Source organism: Kitasatospora viridis, assembly GCF_007829815.1.
GTDB lineage: Bacteria > Actinomycetota > Actinomycetes > Streptomycetales > Streptomycetaceae > Kitasatospora > Kitasatospora viridis.
This window is the reverse complement of record NZ_VIWT01000001.1, coordinates 2153336-2172727: the sequence shown is the minus strand read 5'-3', so window position 1 is coordinate 2172727 and position 19392 is coordinate 2153336. Positions and strand designations below refer to the sequence as shown.

Genomic DNA, 19392 nt, shown 5'->3' with positions numbered 1-19392 from the left:
CCCCCTCGATCGCCGCCCTGTGGGAGGTTCGCATGGGACGTTACGTCCTGAGGCGCCTGCTCCAGATGATCCCGGTCTTCATCGGGACCACCTTCCTGATCTTCGTCATGGTGCACGCGCTCGGTGACCCGGTCAACGCGCTCTTCGGCGACCGCGCCCCCGACCCGGCGGTCGCCGCCCAGATCCGGGCCCAGTACAACCTGAACGACCCGCTCTGGCAGCAGTACCTGCTCTACATGGGCCGGCTGTTCAAGTGGGACTTCGGCACCACCTTCAGCGGACAGACCGTCACCTCGCAGCTGGCCGCCGCCTATCCGACCACGCTCAAGCTGACCGCCGTCGCCTTCACCATCGAGGTGGTGGTCGGCATCGGCCTCGGCCTGCTCAGCGGGCTGCGCCGGGGCCGGATCGCGGACAACAGCGTGCTGATCCTGACCCTGGTGGTGATCTCCATCCCCACCTTCGTCACCGGCTACGTGCTGCAGTACCTGGTCGGGGTGAAGTGGGGGATCCTGCCGGCCACGGTCGGCTTCGACGTCACCTTCCAGTCGCTGATCCTGCCCGGCATCGTGCTGGCCTCGGTCTCGCTGGCCTACGTGGCCCGGCTGACCCGCACCACGGTCGCGGAGAACTCCCGGGCCGACTACGTGCGCACCGCGGTGGCCAAGGGGCTGCCGAGGCGCCGCGTGGTGATCAACCACCTGCTGCGGAACTCGCTGATCCCGGTGGTCACCTTCCTCGGCACCGACCTGGGCGCGCTGATGGGCGGCGCGCTGGTCACCGAGCGGATCTTCAACATCCACGGCGTCGGCTACACGCTCTACCAGGGGATCGTCCGGCAGAGCAGCAACACCGTGGTCGGCTTCGTGACCATCCTGGTGATCGTCTTCCTGGCGGCCAACCTGCTCGTCGACCTGCTCTACGCGGTCCTGGACCCGAGGATCCGGTATGCCTGACCAGGAGAAGTACAACGACTCGGATCCGCTGGCCGAGGCCGGCAAGGAAGACGAGGAGATGCCGAGTGCGGTAGAGAACCGCCAGTTCGACCTCGGCACCTTGGAAGGCGAGACGTTGATCAAGGCGGAACGCCTCCAGGACCAACCGCAGGCCCCCGCCGCCGACGACCGGGTGGCGCCGCGCAGCCTCTGGCAGGACGCCTGGCGGGACCTGCGGACCAACCCGATCTTCATCGTCTCGGGCCTGCTGATCGTCTTCCTGGTGCTGGTGGCGATCTTCCCGTGGATGATGACCTCGACCAACCCGCTCAACTGCGACCTGACCAAGTCCCAGCTGGGGCCCACCTCCGGGCACCCGTTCGGCTACGACACCCAGGGCTGCGACGTCTACGCCCGCACCGTCTACGGGGCCCGGGCCTCGATCACGGTCGGCGTCTGCGCCACCGCCGGGGCGGCCCTGGTCGGCACCCTGCTGGGCGGCCTGGCCGGCTTCTTCGCCGGCGCGACCGACTCGCTGATCTCCCGGATCGCCGACATCTTCTTCGGCATCCCGATCCTGCTCGGCGGCCTGGTCTTCCTCTCGGTGATCAAGACCAAGTCGATCTGGATCGTGGTGGCCTTCATCGTGGTGCTCGGCTGGCCGCAGCTCGCCCGCATCGCGCGCGGCGCGGTGATCACCGCGAAACAGCAGGACTACGTGACCGCGGCCCGGGCGCTCGGCGCGGGCAGCTCGCGGCTGATGCTCCGGCACATCCTGCCGAACGCGGTCGCACCGATCATCGTGGTCGCCACCATCGCGCTCGGCACCTACATCGCGCTGGAGGCCACCCTGAGCTACCTCGGCGTCGGCCTCAAGCCGCCGACCGTCTCCTGGGGCATCGACATCTCGGCCGCCTCGGACAGCTTCAGCGTGGCGCCGCACATGCTGCTCTTCCCGGCCGGCGCGCTGAGCATCACCGTGCTCGCCTTCATCATGCTCGGCGACGCGGTGCGCGACGCCCTTGACCCCAAGCTGCGCTGAGAGAGGGCCACCAGCGATGAGTAGCAGCAGCATCAGCGCGCCGCAGCCCGGTACGGCCGAGGCCGACACCGGGACCCAACCGCTGCTGGAAGTGCGCGACCTGAAGGTGGAGTTCCGCACCCGGGACGGGGTGGCCAAGGCGGTCAACGGGGTGAACTACTCGGTGGACGCCGGCGAGACGCTGGCCATCCTGGGCGAGTCGGGCTCCGGCAAGTCGGTCTCCGCGCAGGCCGTGATGGGCATCCTGGACAGTCCGCCGGGTTTCGTGACCGGCGGTCAGATCCTCTTCAAGGGGCGCGACCTGCTGAAGATGGGCAAGGAGGAGCGGCGCAAGATCCGCGGCTCCCAGGTCGCGATGATCTTCCAGGACGCGCTCTCCGCGCTCAACCCGGTGCACACCGTCGGCGCCCAGCTGGGCGAGATGTTCCGGGTGCACCAGGGCGCCTCGCGCAAGGACGCCAGGGCCAAGGCGATCGAGCTGATGGACCGGGTGCGGATCCCGGCGGCCGGGAACCGGGTGGACGACTACCCGCACCAGTTCTCCGGCGGCATGCGCCAGCGCATCATGATCGCCATGGCGATGGCCCTGGAACCGGCCCTGATCATCGCCGACGAGCCGACCACCGCGCTCGACGTGACCGTGCAGGCCCAGGTGATGGACCTGCTGGCGGAGCTCCAGGCCGAGTACCGGATGGGCCTGATCCTGATCACCCACGACCTCGGCGTGGTGGCCGACGTGGCCGACAAGATCGCGGTGATGTACGCCGGACGGATCGTCGAGACCGCGCCGGTGCACGACCTCTACGGCGGCCCCGGGCACCCCTACACGCAGGGCCTGCTGGACTCGATCCCGAGGCTGGACCAGAAGGGCCAGGAGCTCTACGCGATCAAGGGCCTGCCGCCCAACCTGCTGCGGATCCCGCCGGGCTGCGCCTTCAACCCGCGCTGCCCGCGCGCCCAGGAGATCTGCCGCACCACCGAGCCACCGCTCTTCGAGGTGACCGACGAGTCGGGCGCGCCGCGCCCGGGCCGGGCCAGTGCCTGCCACTTCTGGAAGGAGACGCTCCGTGGTGAATGACGGCGCCACCGCGCTCGGCGCGGCCCAACCGGAGGAGGCGGCCTTCGCCCACCCGGTGTCCAGCGGCGAGCCGATCCTGGAAGTGCGCGGCCTGGTCAAGCACTTCCCGCTGACCCAGGGCGTGCTCTTCAAGAAGCAGGTCGGCGCGGTGAAGGCGGTGGACGGCGTCTCCTTCGACCTGATCAAGGGCGAGACGCTGGGCATCGTCGGCGAGTCCGGCTGCGGCAAGTCCACGCTGGCCAAGGTGCTGATGAACCTGGAGCAGGCCACCGGCGGCTCGGTGCGCTACAAGGGGGAGGAGATCTCCCGGCTGGGCGGCTCGGCGCTGAAGGCGGTCCGGCGCAACATCCAGATGGTCTTCCAGGACCCGTACACCTCGCTCAACCCGCGGATGACGGTCGGTGACATCATCGGCGAGCCCTACGAGATCCACCCCGAGGTGGCGCCCAAGGGCGAGCGGCGCAAGGCCGTGCAGGACCTGCTGGACGTGGTCGGGCTCAACCCCGAGTACATCAACCGCTACCCGCACCAGTTCTCCGGCGGCCAGCGCCAGCGGATCGGGATCGCCCGCGGCCTGGCGCTGAAGCCGGAGATCATCATCTGCGACGAGCCGGTGTCCGCGCTGGACGTCTCGGTGCAGGCCCAGGTGATCAACCTGCTGGAGCAGCTGCAGGGCGAGTTCGACCTGTCGTACATGTTCATCGCGCACGACCTGTCGATCGTGCGGCACATCTCCGACCGGGTCGGCGTGATGTACCTGGGCAAGATGGTGGAGATCGGCGCCGACCTGGAGATCTACGACCACGCCACCCACCCGTACACCCAGGCGCTGCTGTCCGCCGTGCCGGTGCCGGACCCGGGCGCCCGGGAGCACCGGGACCGGATCGTGCTCACCGGCGACGTGCCCTCCCCGGCCAACCCGCCCTCCGGCTGCCGGTTCCGCACCCGGTGCTGGAAGGCCCAGGAGAAGTGCGCCATCGAGGAGCCGCTGCTCGCCCGGCCGCACTGGCTCACCGGGCCGGCGGCGCACGACTCGGCGTGCCACTTCGCGTCGGAGCGGGCCGATGACGGCGGCGCCGCCACCGAGGGCGACCGCAGCGGGTCCTGAGAACGCGTCAGGGCCCCTCCCGCACGGAGCGGGAGGGGCCCTGACGCATGCTCGGACCGGTCAGTCCTCGGTCTCGCGCGGCTCCGGGACGGTGTCGGTGACCTTGGCCGCCGTCGCGGGCTTGGCGTCGCCGTCCTCCGGGAAGTGGCAGGCGGTCAGGTGACCGTCGGCGCTGCCGGAGAGCTGGAGCAGCACCGGCTCCTCCGTCGCGCACTTCTCCTGCGCCTTCCAGCACCGGGTGCGGAACCGGCAGCCGGACGGCGGGTTCAGCGGCGACGGGACGTCACCGGTGAGCCGGATCCGCTCGGCCGCGGCGTTGTCCGGGTCGGCGTCGGGGGCCGCCGAGAGCAGCGCGTGGGTGTACGGGTGGCGCGGCCGCTCGTAGAGCGAGTCGCGGTCCGCGATCTCCACGACCTTGCCCAGGTACATCACCGCGACGCGCTGCGAGAAGTGCCGCACGATCGACAGGTCGTGGGCGATGAAGACGAAGGCGATGCCCAGCTCCCGCTGCAGGTTCTGCAGCAGGTTGACGACCTGGGCCTGGATCGACACGTCGAGCGCGGAGACCGGCTCGTCGGCGATGATCAGCTTCGGGTTGAGGGCGAGCGCGCGGGCGACACCGATGCGCTGGCGCTGACCGCCGGAGAACTCGTGCGGGAACCGGTTGTAGTGCTCCGGGTTCAGGCCGACGATCTCCAGGAGCTCCTTGACCCGGGCCTCGCGGCCGCCGGGCGGGTTGATCCCGTTGATCTCCATCGGGTTGGTGATGATCGTACCGACGGTGTGACGCGGGTTCAGCGAGGAGTACGGGTCCTGGAAGATCATCTGGATCTCGGACCGGATCGGCGCCAGCTCCTTGCGGGAGGCGTGCGTGATGTCCTGGCCGAGGTACTTGATGCTGCCGGCGGTGGGCTCGTACAGCCGGGTGACCAGACGACCGGTGGTCGACTTGCCACAGCCGGACTCACCGACCAGGCCCAGGCTCTCGCCCTCGGCGACGGTGAAGCTGACGTCGTCGACCGCCTGCACCGCACCGACCTGCCGCTTGAACGGGAACCCGCCCATCACGGGGAAGTGCTTGGTGAGGCCTTCGACCTCCAGGAGGGGACGACCGGGGGCGGCGGCCGGCTCCTTCTTCTTGGCCAGCGAGGTCTGCTCTGCGCTCATGGGATTTCCTTGGCTCCTTTACCGAGGCTCAGCTGCTCAGCCGGGGCAGGATCTGCTCGGTGAGGATGGACTGCTTCTGCTCGGCCGTCAGGTGGCAGGCCGACAGGTGGCCGTTCGCCATCTCCAGCGGCGGGCGCTCGGTGACGCAGCGGTCTCCGGGCACCAGCTCCTTGTACGTGCAGCGCGGGTTGAAGGCGCAGCCCGAGGGCGGGTTCAGCAGGGACGGCGGGGTGCCCGGGATCGGCATCAGCGGGATGTCGACCGAGGCGTTGATCCGCGGGATCGAGCTGAGCAGGCCCCAGCCGTACGGGTGCTGGGAGCTCTTGAGCACCTCGCGCATGGTGCCGCGCTCGACGGCGCGACCCGCGTACATCACCAGCACGTCGTCGGCGATCTCGCGGATCACGCCGAGGTCGTGGGTGATGAAGATGATCGAGGTGCCGGACTCCTGCTGGAGGTCCTTGAGCAGGTCCACGATCTGGGCCTGGACGGTCACGTCGAGCGCGGTGGTCGGCTCGTCGGCGATCAGCAGCTCGGGGTCGCAGACCAGCGCCATGGCGATCATCGCGCGCTGGCGCATACCGCCGGAGAACTGGTGCGGGAAGTCGTCGACCCGGGTCTGCGGCTGCGGGATGCCCACCCGGCGCAGCATCTCGATCGCGCGCTCGCGGCCCTCCTTCTTGCTGGCGCCGGTGTGCTTCATGAACGGCTCGGCGATCTGCCGGCCGATCGTGTAGTACGGCGACAGCGCGGCCAGCGCGTCCTGGAAGATCATCGCCATCTTGTTGCCGCGGAGCTTCTCCAGGTCCCGCTGCGAGGCGTGGAGCAGGTCCTTGCCGTCGAGGGTGACGGAGCCCTCGATGGTGGTGTTGCGCGGGTTGTGCAGACCCATCACGGCGAGGTTGGAGACCGACTTGCCGGAGCCGGACTCGCCCACGATGCCGAGGGTCTTGCCGCGCTCCAGGTCGAAGGTCAGGTTGTTGACGGCCTTGACGATGCCGTCCTCGGTGCGGAAACGGACCTGCAGGTCGCGCACCGAGAGGAAGGGGCCGGCGGTCTCGGGTGCGGTGCCGGCGGGCTCGGACTTGGTGAGGGTGCTCACGGTCGGATCTCCTCGGGGGCGGGGCTGTGCGGGTAGGACGTGGACACGGTCGGGGTCATCCCAGCCGCACCCGGGGGTCGAGGAGAGCGTAAGCGGCGTCAACGATGATGTTGAACAGCAGGATCGCGACCGAGCTGAAGATCAGCACGCCCAGCTCCAGGTACAGGTCGGCGTTGTTGACCGACTTGACCGCCAGGAAGCCGAGGCCCTGGATGCTGAAGGTGTACTCGGTGATGATCGCGCCGGAGAACACGGCACCCAGGTCGATGCCGAAGATGGTGATGATCGGGGCCATCGCACCGCGCAGGGCGTAGCGCCACCACACGTAGGTGTTCGACATGCCCTTGGCGCGGGCCGCGCGGATGTGGTCCTCGGAGAGCTGCTCCAGCATCAGGGAGCGGACCTGGCGCGAGTAGTTGGCCCAGAAGATGACCGACATGACCAGCCACGGCAGGATCATGCCCGTGAAGCAGCCCCAGGGGTCCTGGGTGAAGGGCACGTACTGCGGGCGGTCCAGCCAGCCGAGGCTGTAGACGAAGAGCGCCATGGCCAGCGGGCCGAGGAAGTAGATCTGGGTGGACTGGCCGATCAGCGACAGCGAGCTGGCGATCCGGTCCCAGATGGTGCCCTGCTTCCAGGCGGAGAGCATGCCCAGGCCGACACCGATGGTCAGGAAGCAGATGGCACCGCCGATGGCCAGCACGAAGGTGGCCGGGTAGTTGGCGGCGATCTTGTTCCAGACGAAGTCCTGCGAGTTGTACGAGTAGCCGAAGCAGGGGGCCGCGCAGTGGCCGATCTGACCGAAGTCCTGACCGACGAACAGCCCGCTGAAGTAGTGCCAGAACTGGAGGTAGATCGGCTGGTTCAGATGCATGTTCTGGCGGATCTGCTCAAGCAGCTGCGGAGTACAGGACTTCGGCGGGCAGGCGAGCTGCGCCGGGTCCACTGCCATGGAGAAGAACGCGAAGTACGTCAGGCAGATCAGCAGCAGAATGATGACGATCGCGCCGAGCGCCCGGCGGACGAGAAATCGGAGCATGGGATGAGCTCTTCCGAAGTGAGGGCGCCTGCGGCGGCCACGTCGTGGAGTGTGCGCCCCCCGGGTCACGGGGGGCGACACGCGGCCCGGGCCGGGCCACCCGCAAGGGTGGCCCCGCCCAGGGGAGCCGGGCCCGGAGGGCGGCTCCGGACCCGATTGCTATTACTTGATGTAGATGCTGGAGACGTCCACCGAGCCGATCACCGGGTTGTAGGCGACGCCGCCCACGCCCGCACCGTAGACCTGGAAGAACTTGTCGTAGGCGTAGGGGATCTGCGGGACGTCGTTGGACAGGATCTGGTCAGCCAGCTTCATCCACTGGGCGCCGGCCTGGTTCTGGTCCGCGATGGACTCGATCTGGTCCATCTGCGAGTTCATCGCCGGGTTGTTGTAGTGCGAGTAGTTGGTCGCACCGTCGGCGATCTGGCGACCGTCCAGGGTCGGCGGGATCACGGTGTCACCGGTCGGCCAGTCGGCCGCCCAGCCGGAACGGTACAGGTCGAACTGGTTGTCGACCTTGCCGATCACCGAGTAGTAGGTGGTGGCGTCGATTTCCTTCTTCTCCGCGTTGAAGCCGGCCTGGTTCAGGGCGTCGACGACGGTGGTGGAAACCTGCTGCCAGCGCGGGGTGTTCGCGTAGCCCAGCTCGATGTGGGTGCCGAGCGCGCCGGCCGCCTGCAGCATCTGCTTGGCCTTGGCCGGGTCACCGGTCGGGTTGGCCTTGATGCCCAGCGGGTCGGTGTTCTGCCAGCCGGCCACGGTCGGGCTGACCAGGTTGCCGGCCAGGTCGCCGGTGGCCGAGCCACCGAGCTGACGGTTGACCTGGGCCGCCGGGAACGCCACGGCCAGCGCCTTGCGCACCGCCGGGTTGGTGATCCGGGTGGTGTTGATGTCGAAGGTGTCGACGAACGGCAGGAACTGGCTGATCGTGCGCGACGCCATGGACGAGTCGTCCTGGATGTTCTTGATCAGGCTGGAGTCCGCGTTGGTCACCAGGGTGAGCGCGTCCTTGTCGTCACCGGCGCCACCCATCAGACGCTGGGTCAGCTGCGGGTTGGCGACGTTGAGCTCGACCTGCCACTTGTCCACGTACTGGTGGCGGATCGGGTCGGTCTTCGGGTCCCACATCGGGTTCTTGACCAGAGTGAGGGACTTGTCCTTCTGGTAGTCCGCGATCTTGTAGGGGCCGATCGAGACCGGGTGGTTGTCGTACTTCGGGCCGGTGTCGGCCGACTTCTCGATGGCCGTGATGTCGGGCATCGCGGCGGCGAAGTTGGCGTCGGTGTGGATGCCCTGGAAGTGGAACGTGATGGTCTTGTTGTCCGGCGTGCTGATGACGCTGTCCGGCAGGTCCTGGCCGTTCTGCGGGCCCTGGTACACCTTGCGGTAGTCGGCGCCGGAGAGCCAGGTCGGGAAGTAGGTCGGACCGTTGGTCTGGTAGTCCTGGTACAGGGTCTCGACCGCGTACTTGACGTCCTTCGAGGTGATCGGCGTGCCGTCCTCGAACTTCAGGCCGTCCTTGAGGGTCCAGGTCCAGGTCTTGCCGCCGTCCGACATGGTGCCGGTGTCGGTGGCGAGGTCGCCGACCAGGGTGACCTTGCCGGTCTGCGGGTCGGTCTTGTAGTTGGTCAGCTGGCGGCTGTACAGCATGCCGATGGCCTGCAGCTGGTTGACGTACTGCTGGCGCGGGTCCAGGTAGTCGAAGCCGCTGGCCTCGATGTCGTGAGCGGTGCCGCCCTGCTTGGCACCCGGGACGTCCGCGGCCGGGCCGGTCGAGTCGGCCTTGGTGCCGATCGAGAAGTTCTGCACGGAGGACTTGGCGCCCCCGGTGCTGCTCGACGCGGACGGCTTGCTGCCGCCGCCCCCACCACAAGCGGACAGCGTGAGGGCGCTGACCGCCACGAGCGCCGGCACGAGTGCTGCCTTGCGAAGTCTCATTGGTTCCTACCTGTCACTGGTCATTGCTGTGTCTGGCCAGCGCGGACCGGCGGGGCGACTCTGCCCCGGGGTGGCCGGTGCTGGGGGAGCGGGGGATCGAGCAGTGGTGCAGTGGTGCGCGCCGGGCTCGGGGCCCGGCGCGAGTCAGCGGATGGTCTTCGGGTCCAGCGCGTCGCGGATGGAGTCACCGAACAGGTTGAACGCCACGGCGAAGATCATCAGCGAGAGACCGGGGACCATCAGGTACGTCAGGTCGTTCTGGTAGTACTTGGCCGCGTCCTGGAACATCAGGCCCCAGTCGGGCGTGGGGTCGACCATGCCGACACCCAGGAAGGAGAGGCCGGCCTCGGCCGTCACCATCGCCGGCAGCAGGAGGGTGACCTGCACCAGGATCGTGGTGGCCAGGTTGGGCATCAGCTCCTTGAAGATGATGCGCCAGGAGGAGGCACCGGTGATCTTGGCGGCCTCGACGTACTCGCGCTCGCGCAGGCTCAGGGACATGCCGCGGAGCAGACGGGCGGTGGCCATCCAGCCGAGGAACGACTGCACCAGCACGACCGAGATGACGCGCAGCGAGGTCGACATGGCGCGGTCCGAGGGGACGAACCAGTTCTCCACGATGGGCGTGAAGGCGATGAAGAACAGCTGGCTCGGCAGGCCGAGGAGCAGGTCGGTGAAGCGACCGGTGAAGTAGTCGAACCGTCCGCCCAGGTAGCCCTGCGCGACACCGAGGACGATGCCCACCACGCTGGAGAGGATCGTGATCAGCAGGCCGATGCCGAGCGAGGTGCGGATCGCGTAGACCAGCTTGGCGAAGATGTCGAACCCGTTGCCGGGCGTGACGCCCAGCCAGTGGGTGGCGCTCATCCCGCCGTTGGGGCCGATCGGCAGGCTGGAACTGTCCAGCAGGCTCATGTCCCGGTCCCCGTAGGGGATGTAGGGCGACTGACCGTAGAGGCCGGTGATCACCGGCGCGAAGATCGCGACCAGGATGTAGAGGATCACGATGCCGGCGCAGATCATACCGATGCGGTTGCGCTTGAAGCGGCTCCAGGCAATCTGGCCCGGGGTGCGCCCTTGGAGAGTTGCCGGCTTGTTGCCGGAGTCTCCCGTCGCGGACGCGACGAGGACCGGTTCGGTCTCTGTCGTGTCCTCAGTTGGCGTCGTCATGGTGCGAAAGCTCCCGCCGGTGTGGTCTGTGCAGCAGCAACGAGGAAGAAGTTGGTCGAACGGACTCTCGCAACTCGTTTATCGAACGTCAAGAGTTTCTCTGTGGCTGGACTCCAGGTTTTGGCTTCGTTCTGGAAAGTCAATCAGCTTGTAGCTTTCAGCTACTTGACAGCCCCTCAGCGAGACGGTCTAAAACGGACATAAAGCCACAAAGCGCGTTCATAAGTTCGTAACGAGGGCTTAGCTTCACCGGTATCTGAACGCGATGATCCGCTCGATAGCGAGTCAATGCGCGTAGATTACAGTGTCCGATTTGGACTGGTATGGGTGGGTTACCGAGCGGTTTTCAGCGTCCGGTTATCGGACGGATTTGGCGGGAAGCCGCCGCTGGCGACATTTCGTCAGCAATTGGCGCCCCTCCTGGTAATCCGTCGGGAAGGACGCTGCCCAGGGGTGGTGACAGTTACACGCCACTGGCGAGATGTCGCCGGGAAAGGCGTGGAGCCCCGGAACGCTGCGCGTTCCGGGGCTCCATCCAATGGATCGTCAGTTCATATTGGCATGCTCACATACGGAAGTGGAATGTGCGATCGGTCGTCGTGTTCTTGTCATAGACCTGGGTGATCGCGTCGGCCACGTCCTGAGTGGTGATCGGGGCCAGAGTGCCGTCGCTCTTCTTGTACTTGACCTTGTCGAAGGCGTTGCCGACCAGGGTGCCGAGCTGGTTCAGGTCCCACTGCGGACCGATGTTGCCCGAAGCGTCGGGGGAGAGCACCAGGGCCTTGCCGAACTTGGCGGGCGAGAGCACCAGCTTCTTGGCGCCCGCCTGGATCGTCACCGGCCCGGACGCGATCTGCTTGCCCAGGCCGTCCGCGACCTGCTGCAGGGCCTGGGTGGTGGTCTTCGGCTGGGCCGTGGTCACCGCCAGGGTCACCGGGGCGTCGCTCTTGCCGTTGGCCCGGTCCTGGTAGCTCTGCACCACCTGGTCCACGGCCGAGGCGTCGTCGACCGCCTGGCCCGGCTGGCCCGGCACCACCACCGGTGCGCCGGAGTCGTCGAACTGGACGAAGCCCTCCTTGTACCCCTGCGCCGAGTTGGCGGCCAGACCGTCCAGCGCCGCCTTGAGCTTGGCGCGGTCGATCCGGACCGCCGGCGGCACCGCCGTGCTGCCGCCGGTCAGCGACGCGAGGACGTCGGAGGGGTTGTAGCTGTGGTGGGTCAGGCCGTCCACCGTGGCCGTGGTGTCGAAGGTGAGGCCGGCGGTGGTCGGGTCCAGGGTGAGCGCCTGGCTGCCGAGCTTCAGCTGGATCGGCTTCTGGCCGATCTTGCCGACCGTGGCGTCCAGCTGGTGCACCGCCTGGTCACGGCTGTCGCCGCCGATCGCGGTGCCGAGCACGGTGGTGCCGCGCGGGACGTCGGCCTGGTTGAGCATCAGACCGGTGCCGTAGGCGGCGGCGCCCAGGAAGACCACCCCGCCGACGCCGGTCACCAGCAGCTTCTTCGCCTTGCCGCCGGGCTTCGGCTTGGCGGCGGGCGCCGCCTTCTTCGGCGGCTCGGGCGAAACCGCCTGCGGGGCGGGGGAGTTGGGGACGCCATCGGGACCCGCCGGGGCGCCGGGGCCGCCGGGGCCCGCGGGGCCGCTCGGGGCGGCGCCGTACACACCGGTCACCGGCAGGCCAGGTATGGCCTCGCCGGAGATCGGCTCGAACCCGCCGATCTGGGTGTCCTCCGGCTCACCGGCCGACGGGGCGAACCGGTTGGGCTCCGGGGTGAGCGGCTGCTGCGGGCGGGCGAACCGGCCCGGCGCGCCGGGGTTGCCGAGCGGGCGCTGACCGGCCGCCTCGGCCGGGGCGCCCGGCGCCGCCGCGGCGGCCGCCTGGGCGGGAGCGGTGTTGAACGGGTCGTTGGCGTAGGGGGACGACGCGTCGCCGGGGAAGCGCGGGGCGCCGCCCTGGGCGAACGGATCCTGATGCTGCGTCGCACCGGGGAAGCCCGGCACGCCGTTCGGCGGGGTGCCGGGGTGCGCGCCCTGCGGGCCGGGGTAGAGCGGCACGCCGTTGGGCGGGGTACCGCCCGGGCCGTCGGCGGCCGGGAAGCCCGGGTGCTGCGGGTCCCGGTGCAGCGGCACGCCGTTCGGCGGGGTGCCGCCGGGGCCCTGCGCCGGGTAGCCGGGCACACCCTGGGGCGGCGTGGTGACGGTGCCGAACGGATCGGTCGCCGCCGGGGCGTGCGGGTAGCCCCCGCCGACGCCCTGCGCGGGCTCGCCCGGGTAACCGCCCGGCGCGGGCGCGAACGGCGAGCCGGTGCCGGCCGGTCCGGGCGCGAACGGCGAGCCGCCGTCGGCCGGTTGCCGCAGCGGCGCGCCCGGCGCGGGGTGCGCGGAGAAGAGCGGGGCCTCGCCGCCCGGCGCGCCGGGCGCACCGACCGCGGCACCGGGCGCACCCGGAGCCGTCGGCGCCCCCACGCTGTCCGGGCGGTTGCGCTGCCGCGGCCGGAACCACTCGCCGGTGGACTCCGACTCGGCGCCCTCCGCGCCCTTCGGCGGCACCGGCGTGCGCCACTGCGGCGGCAGGTCCGGCGGGGTGCTGGTCCGCCCGCTGGGGTCCATCACCCCGAGCACCGGCGCGGCCGGCGGTGCCGAGCGGTGCCGCGGCCCGGCGGGGGCCGGCGGCTCCGCGGCCGCCCTGGCCTCGCCCTCCTCGGGCTTGACCGCGCTGCGCATCACCACCGGTGGGATCGGCCGGGAGCCCGGGATGTTGATGGAGATCCGGGTGGTCAGGGTGGTCTCGGTCTTCGGCGTCTCCGGCTCCGGGTCCGGACCAGCGGTCTGGACGAAGGGGTCGAAGCCGTTGCCGAGCCCGGGGATGCCGTACGGCGGCGTGCCCGAGGGATAGGCGTCAGGTGCGCCGGCCCCCCGACGGGGGTTGGCGTTGTCAGAATCGCGGCTGCTCAATGCTGCTCTGCTCCGGGTTCGCCGCCGGACGGCTCGTCCGACGTAGCTGCGGCACCACCATACTGGGAACCCCCGGGTGGCGAACTGCTTCCCTTAGAACCCGATACGTCCGGTTCCGTGCCGTTGAGCCTACGGGCAGTCAGTCCCGTTGGCGCGGGATCCCGAAGGCGTACGGCGCCCGGGTGGGGAGCAGTCCGACGCCGAGTCCGGTGACCAGTCCGCCGAGCAGGTAGGCGTAGGAGTTGGCCGAGGAGGAGAGCACGAAGTCGCCCTCCGGACGGGGCGCCAGGAGCACGAACATCACCAGCAGCCAGCCCACCAGTGCGCACGTCAGCCCCACCTTGGTGGCGGTCAGCCGCAGGCCCCCGTAGAAGACCGCCAGGTTGGCGGCCAGCGCGAGCAGCAAACCCCAAGGACTCCACAGGGCCTGCACGAAACACCCGCACAGCGCGTCCACCGCGCCCAGCAGGAAGACCAGTCCGTACCAGGCGAACCGCAGGCCGCGCGGCGGCAGCGGTTCGGCCAACCGCTGGCCCTGCGAGCCGATCAGGCGGTGCAGCGGATTGGCGCTCACGGGGCCTCGACTCCCTCGAACAGGTCGCGCTCGGGGCGCGCCGACCCGGCCGGGCCGTGCACCAGCTGGTAGTACTCGTCGGCCAGCAGCGGCTGCCAGCGGTCGTTGCTCAGCGCGAAGTAGGCGCCGTCCACGGTGATCTGGGTGGCGTGCGCGCGCATCGCCGCGGCCTTGCGGTCGACCCAGTCGGCGCCGTCCAGCACCGCGTCCACCGTCTCGTCCGGCACCACCCCGGGCACGTCCTGCTCGTCGGCGACCAGCGGGTACCGCTCGGCGGCCCGCGCCAGCCGGTCGCGCAGGACCGATCGCGGCACCCGGTTCCAGTACACCTTGACGATCCGCCAGGCCGGGCCGAGCTCCGGCCGCCAGGCCGGATCGGCGGCCAGCTCGACCGCCCGCATCGCGACCCGGTGCGCCTGGATGTGGTCCGGGTGCCCGTAGCCGCCCTGCTCGTCGTAGGTGACCAGCACCTGCGGGCGGACCTCGCGGACCACCTCGACCAGGTGGCCGGCCGCCTCGTCCGGGTCGGCCTGCCAGAAGCAGTCCGGGCGCCCGTTCTCCGGCACGCCCATCATCCCGGAGTCGCGGTAGCGGCCGGGGCCGCCGAGGAAGCGGACGTCGTCGACGCCCAGCTCCTTCATCGCGGCCGACAGCTCGCCGATCCGGTACTCGCCCAGGGCGTCCGTCCGATCCGCCGTCAGATGGGCCAGCTCGGGCGGGATCACCTCGCCGCCCTCGCCGAGGGTGCAGGTCACCAGGGTCACCCGGGCGCCCTGCGCGGCGTAGCGGGCCATGGTGGCGCCGTTGCCGATCGACTCGTCGTCGGGGTGGGCGTGCACCAGCAGCAGGCGGCGGGCCCGGTGGTCGGCAGTCATGGGCGCCAGCCTAGACGGCCGCCGGGCGGCTCAGAGCTTCAGGCCGTTGAGCATCCCGGCGAGGTTGCTGGTGACCTCCTGGATGGACGGCGCGATCGAGCTGGAGGCCAGGTAGAAGCCCAGCAACGAGCAGATGATCGCGTGGGCCATCTTGAGACCGGAGCGGCGGATCAGCACCACCACGATCACCAGCATCAGGACTGCTGCGGAGATGTTGAGAGCCACGGTGGCTCACACCCCTTTCCGGGTGCGCCACCCGGGGAGCGGGCGGCGAGTCGGTCGCTGAGACCAGGAATACCCGATGAGTGAGGTGTGCATTACTTTCCGTGAGGCGGAAGTGGTTCGTGTCCCGGGTGGTCCGGGGCGCTGCGGGCCCGGTGGGACGGGGTGACAGGGGCTCGGCGAACAGGTTGCGGTCCTTGCGCCGAACGGGTGAGCAAGATCGGCGGACCCCGTATGGTGCGGTGCCATGACACCCTCCGGCACCACCTCCGACACCTTCCCGCGGCAGTACGCGCGCACCCAGCGCTACACCGTGGGCCAGCCGCGCTCCTTCCGGGTCACCCCCGACGGCGCGCGGGTCGTCTTCCTGCGCTCGCGCGGCGGCAGCGACCGGACCAACCTGCTCTGGACCCTCGACCCGGCCGACGGCACCGAGCGGATCGCCGCCGACCCGGCGGAGCTGCTGGCCGGCGGCGAGGAGGACCTCTCGCCGGCCGAGCGGGCCCGCCGCGAGCGGATGCGGGAGAGCTCCGCGGGCGTGGTCGGCTACGCCCTGGACGGCTCCGGCGAGCTCGCCGTCTTCGCGCTCTCCGGCCGGCTCTTCGCCGCCGACCTGGCCGGCGGCGGCGTGCGCGAGCTGCCCGCGGCCGGCCCGGTGCTGGACCCGCACCCGTCGCCGGACGGCCGCTGGGTGGCCTACCCGACCACCGGCGGCGAGCTGCGGCTGACCGCGACCGACGGGACCGGCGACCGCGCCCTGGTCGAGGTCGAGCAGCCCGGGGTGATGTGGGGTCAGGCGGAGTTCATCGCCCAGGAGGAGATGGACCGGGACGAGGGCCTGTGGTGGTCGCCGGCCGGCGACCGGCTGCTCGCCGCCCGGGTGGACGACGCGCCGGTGCACCGCTGGTGGATCGCCGACCCGGCCAACCCGGAGAAGACCCCGGTGCAGGTCGGCTACCCGGCCGCCGGTACCCCGAACGCCGAGGTCACCCTCTGGCTGGTCGAGCTGGACGGCCGCCGCACCGAGGTGGTCTGGGACCGCACCACGCACCCCTACCTGGCCCGGGTGCACTGGTCGGCCGGCGGCCCGCCGCTGCTCCAGGTGCAGACCCGGGACCAGCGCGGCCAGCTGCTGCTCGCCGTCGACCCGGCGACCGGGGCGGTCAGCACCGTGCTGGAGGAGCGGGACGAGGCCTGGCTGGAGCTCTTCAACGGCGTGCCGGCCTGGACGGCGGACGGCGGGCTGCTGCGGATCGGCGACGAGCCCGGCCACCGGGCGCTGCTGCTGGACGGCGTGCCGCTGACCGACGACACCCTGCACCTGCGCCAGGTGCTCTCGGTCGGCCCGACCGACGTCCTGGTGCGGGCCTCGGCCGGCGAGGGCGCCGAGGACCAGACCCCGGGCCTGACCGGCGTCTACGCGGTGCCGCTGGCCGGCGGGCCGGTGCGGGAGCTGATCACCGGCGGCGCGGCGGACGCGGTGCGCGGCGGCCCGGTCACCCTGCTCGCGGTCTCCCGGCTGGACCGCCCGGGCCGCACCGTGGAACTGCTGGTCGACGGCAAGCCGACCGGACACACCGTCACCTCGCACGCCGAGCCCCCGGTGCTGACGGCCCGTGCGCAGCTGCGGCTGGCCGGCGAGCGGCGGATCCCGTCCGCCGTGCTGCTGCCCACCGGCTACGACCGGGACCGGGACGGCCTGCTCCCGGTGCTGATGAACCCGTACGGCGGCCCGCACGCCCAGATGGTGGTGCAGGCGCACAACGCCTTCCTCAGCTCCCAGTGGTTCGCCGACCAGGGCTTCGCCGTGGTGGTCGCCGACGGCCGCGGCACCCCCGGCCGCAGCCCCGCCTGGGAGAAGTCGATCGCCGGCGACATGGCCGGCCCGACCCTGCAGGACCAGGTCGACGCGCTGCGGGCGCTGGCCGAGGAGTTCCCGCTGGACCTGGAGCGGGTGGCGATCCGCGGCTGGTCCTACGGCGGCTACCTCTCCGCGCTGGCCGTGCTGCGCCGCCCCGACGTCTTCCACGCCGCCGTCGCGGGCGCCCCGGTGACCGACATGGCGCTCTACGACACCCACTACACCGAGCGCTACCTCGGCCTGCCGCAGGAGCACCCGGAGCGCTACCGCGGCCAGTCGCTGATCGAGGCGGCGCCGGGGCTGCGCCGGCCGCTGATGATCGTGCACGGCCTGGCCGACGACAACGTGGTGGCCGCGCACACCCTGCGGCTCTCCTCGGCGCTGCTGGCCGCCGGCCGCCCGCACACCGTGCTGCCGCTCTCCGGGGTCACCCACATGACGCCGCAGGAGCAGGTCGCGGAGAACCTGCTGCTGCTTCAGGTCGCCTTCCTGAAGGAGTCCTTGGGCATGCCCGCCGAGCGGGGCTGACCGGCGCCGTCACGGTCCTCGGCATGACATTCGTCATGCCGAGGACACGACCCGCCGCACTGCCGCCGACCCCGCCGCGCAACGGATCCTTGAGGAGTCGCAGGAACGGCAGCGAAGGGATTCGGGGATGGACAACGGGGAAGTGGCCGCCTTCCGGCAGGTCAGCAAGAGCTACGGCAAGGTCAAGGCGGTGAACGGCCTGGACCTGACGCTGTACCCGGGGCAGACGGTCGCGCTGCTCGGGCCCAACGGCGCCGGCAAGTCCAGCAGCCTCGACCTGCTGCTCGGCCTGCGCGAGCCCGACCAGGGTTCGGTGACGCTGTTCGGCGGCACCCCCCGCGCCGCCATCGAGGCCGGCCGGGTCGGCGCGATGCTGCAGAGCGGCGGCCTGATGACCGACGTCAAGGTCGGCGAGCTGGTCAAGCTGGCCTGCGACGTGCACCCGCGCGGCCACAAGCCGGCCGAGGTGATGCACGAGGCCGGCCTGGAGGAGATCGCCGACCGCCGGGTGGACAAGCTCTCCGGCGGGCAGGAGCAGCGGGTCCGGTTCGCGCTGGCGGTGGCCGGCGCCAACGACCTGATCGTGCTGGACGAGCCGACCACCGGCATGGACGTCTCGGTCCGGCAGCACTTCTGGGCCAGCATGCGCCGGCAGGCCGACCTGGGCCGCACGGTGCTCTTCGCCACCCACTACCTGGAGGAGGCCGACTCGATCGCCGACCGGGTGCTGGTGCTGCACCGCGGCCGGCTGATCGCCGACGGCTCCTCGGCCGAGATCAAGGCCCGGGCCGGCGCCCGCCGGGTCAGCTTCGAACTGCACGCCGCCGACGGCTTCGTGGACGACACGCTGCTGCGGGCCCTGCCGGGCCTGGCGGCGCTGGACATCAGCGGCCCGGCCGACGCGGTCCGCACGGTGCGGATCCGGGCGACCGACGCGGACGCCGTGGTCGCCGGCCTCTACCGGGCGGGCTGCTACCCGCGCGGGCTGGAGGTCACCAGCCTGGGCCTGGAGCAGGCCTTCCTGACCATCACCGAGGCCGCCGAGGCGACCGAGCTCGCCGAGGAGAGCGCGCGATGAGGACCCTGATCAAGCTGGAGATCCTGCGGACCCTGCGGAACCGGCGGTACGTGTTCTTCAGCGTGCTGTACCCGGCGATCCTGTACTTCGTCTTCATCAGCGCGTACGGCAGCCACCCGGTGGCCGGCGGGCTCAGTGCCAAGTCCTACTTCATGGTCTCGATGGCCACCTTCGGCTCGGTCGGCGCGGTGCTCACCGGCAGCGCGCAGCGGATCGCGCTGGAGCGCAAGGCCGGCTGGACCCGGCAGCTGCGACTGACCGCGCTGCCCGGGTGGGCCTACACCGCCGCGAAGATCGCGGCCTGCGCGGCGACCACGTTGCCGGCGATCCTGGGCGTCTTCGCCCTCGGCGCCGTCGAGGGGGTCCGGCTCGGGGCCGGCCAGTGGCTGGGCCTGGTGCTGGCGCTCTGGGCGGGCAGCTTCGTCTTCGCCGCGCTGGGCGTGGCGCTGGGCTACGCGGCCGAGCCGAACGCGGTGCAGCCGATCGTGCTGGTCGTCTACATGCTGTTCTCGGCGCTGGGCGGCACCTGGTTCCCGGCCACCGGCACGCTGAAGACCATCGCCCGGTTCGACCCCGTCTACATGTACAACCAGCTGGGCAACTTCGTGCACCCGGGCCAGGGCTTCGACACCGGGGCGGCGGCCGGTCTGGTCGGCTTCCTGGTGGTCTTCGTGGCCGCCGCCGCCTTCCTGTACCGCCGGGACACCCAGCAGGCATGATGA

16 protein-coding genes are annotated in these 19392 nt (G+C 70.6%); 7 read left to right on the top strand and 9 right to left on the bottom strand.

Going from position 1 to position 19392, the window contains the following annotated elements:
* Window positions 1-32 precede the first annotated feature (32 nt).
* From FHX73_RS09540 to FHX73_RS09525, 4 genes are read left to right on the top strand one after another with little or no spacing between them, the layout of a single operon-like run.
* A complete protein-coding gene (locus FHX73_RS09540) occupies window positions 33-956 on the top strand; it encodes an ABC transporter permease (protein ID WP_145904587.1) in 924 nt (307 codons plus the stop codon).
* On the top strand, window positions 949-1977 hold the full coding sequence (locus tag FHX73_RS09535; RefSeq protein WP_145904586.1) for an ABC transporter permease: 1029 nt from the start codon (window positions 949-951) through the stop codon (window positions 1975-1977). The genes FHX73_RS09540 and FHX73_RS09535 overlap by 8 nt, the downstream gene beginning before the upstream one ends.
* Before the next feature lie 16 nt (window positions 1978-1993).
* Window positions 1994-3055, top strand: coding sequence for an ABC transporter ATP-binding protein (locus FHX73_RS09530; protein WP_145904585.1), 1062 nt, complete (start codon window positions 1994-1996; stop codon window positions 3053-3055).
* Window positions 3045-4163: an ABC transporter ATP-binding protein gene (locus FHX73_RS09525; RefSeq protein WP_170304879.1), complete on the top strand. Its 1119-nt coding sequence runs from the start codon at window positions 3045-3047 to the stop codon at window positions 4161-4163. The genes FHX73_RS09530 and FHX73_RS09525 overlap by 11 nt, the downstream gene beginning before the upstream one ends.
* 60 nt (window positions 4164-4223) lie before the next feature.
* On the opposite strand, the gene FHX73_RS09520 is transcribed toward FHX73_RS09525, so the two are convergent.
* From FHX73_RS09520 to FHX73_RS09475, 9 genes are all read right to left on the bottom strand, one after another.
* Window positions 4224-5330: an ABC transporter ATP-binding protein gene (locus tag FHX73_RS09520; protein ID WP_145904583.1), complete on the bottom strand. Its 1107-nt coding sequence runs from the start codon at window positions 5328-5330 to the stop codon at window positions 4224-4226.
* 28 nt (window positions 5331-5358) lie between these two features.
* On the bottom strand, window positions 5359-6432 hold the full coding sequence (locus tag FHX73_RS09515) for an ABC transporter ATP-binding protein (RefSeq protein WP_145904582.1): 1074 nt from the start codon (window positions 6430-6432) through the stop codon (window positions 5359-5361).
* A 55-nt stretch (window positions 6433-6487) separates the two neighbouring features.
* Window positions 6488-7471, bottom strand: a complete 984-nt coding sequence (locus tag FHX73_RS09510) for an ABC transporter permease (protein WP_145904581.1) — start codon at window positions 7469-7471, stop codon at window positions 6488-6490.
* 162 nt (window positions 7472-7633) lie between these two features.
* On the bottom strand, window positions 7634-9409 hold the full coding sequence (locus FHX73_RS09505; RefSeq protein WP_145904580.1) for an ABC transporter substrate-binding protein: 1776 nt from the start codon (window positions 9407-9409) through the stop codon (window positions 7634-7636).
* A 144-nt stretch (window positions 9410-9553) separates the two neighbouring features.
* Complete coding sequence (locus FHX73_RS09500; RefSeq protein ID WP_145904579.1) at window positions 9554-10579, bottom strand: ABC transporter permease; 1026 nt, start codon at window positions 10577-10579, stop codon at window positions 9554-9556.
* A gap of 565 nt (window positions 10580-11144) precedes the next feature.
* Window positions 11145-13532, bottom strand: coding sequence for a peptidoglycan binding domain-containing protein (locus FHX73_RS09495; protein ID WP_170304878.1), 2388 nt, complete (start codon window positions 13530-13532; stop codon window positions 11145-11147).
* Window positions 13533-13671: 139 nt separating this feature from the next.
* Complete coding sequence (locus FHX73_RS09485) at window positions 13672-14106, bottom strand: DUF6113 family protein (protein ID WP_145904577.1); 435 nt, start codon at window positions 14104-14106, stop codon at window positions 13672-13674.
* Window positions 14103-14981, bottom strand: coding sequence for an N-acetyl-1-D-myo-inositol-2-amino-2-deoxy-alpha-D-glucopyranoside deacetylase (gene mshB / locus FHX73_RS09480; protein ID WP_145904576.1), 879 nt, complete (start codon window positions 14979-14981; stop codon window positions 14103-14105). The genes FHX73_RS09485 and mshB overlap by 4 nt, the downstream gene beginning before the upstream one ends.
* Window positions 14982-15011: 30 nt before the next feature.
* Window positions 15012-15206 (bottom strand): DUF2304 family protein, encoded by a 195-nt coding sequence (locus FHX73_RS09475; RefSeq protein WP_145904575.1) that lies wholly within the window; start codon window positions 15204-15206, stop codon window positions 15012-15014.
* Between the two features lie 244 nt (window positions 15207-15450).
* Between FHX73_RS09475 and FHX73_RS09470 the strand changes: the two genes are divergently transcribed.
* The 3 genes from FHX73_RS09470 to FHX73_RS09460 all read left to right on the top strand — a co-directional run bounded on the left by FHX73_RS09470 (window position 15451) and on the right by FHX73_RS09460 (window position 19389).
* Window positions 15451-17592, top strand: a complete 2142-nt coding sequence (locus FHX73_RS09470; protein ID WP_145904574.1) for a S9 family peptidase — start codon at window positions 15451-15453, stop codon at window positions 17590-17592.
* A gap of 127 nt (window positions 17593-17719) precedes the next feature.
* Window positions 17720-18670 (top strand): ABC transporter ATP-binding protein, encoded by a 951-nt coding sequence (locus FHX73_RS09465; protein WP_145904573.1) that lies wholly within the window; start codon window positions 17720-17722, stop codon window positions 18668-18670.
* Window positions 18667-19389, top strand: coding sequence for an ABC transporter permease (locus FHX73_RS09460; RefSeq protein ID WP_145904572.1), 723 nt, complete (start codon window positions 18667-18669; stop codon window positions 19387-19389). The genes FHX73_RS09465 and FHX73_RS09460 overlap by 4 nt, the downstream gene beginning before the upstream one ends.
* The last annotated feature ends 3 nt before the right edge of the window (window positions 19390-19392 follow it).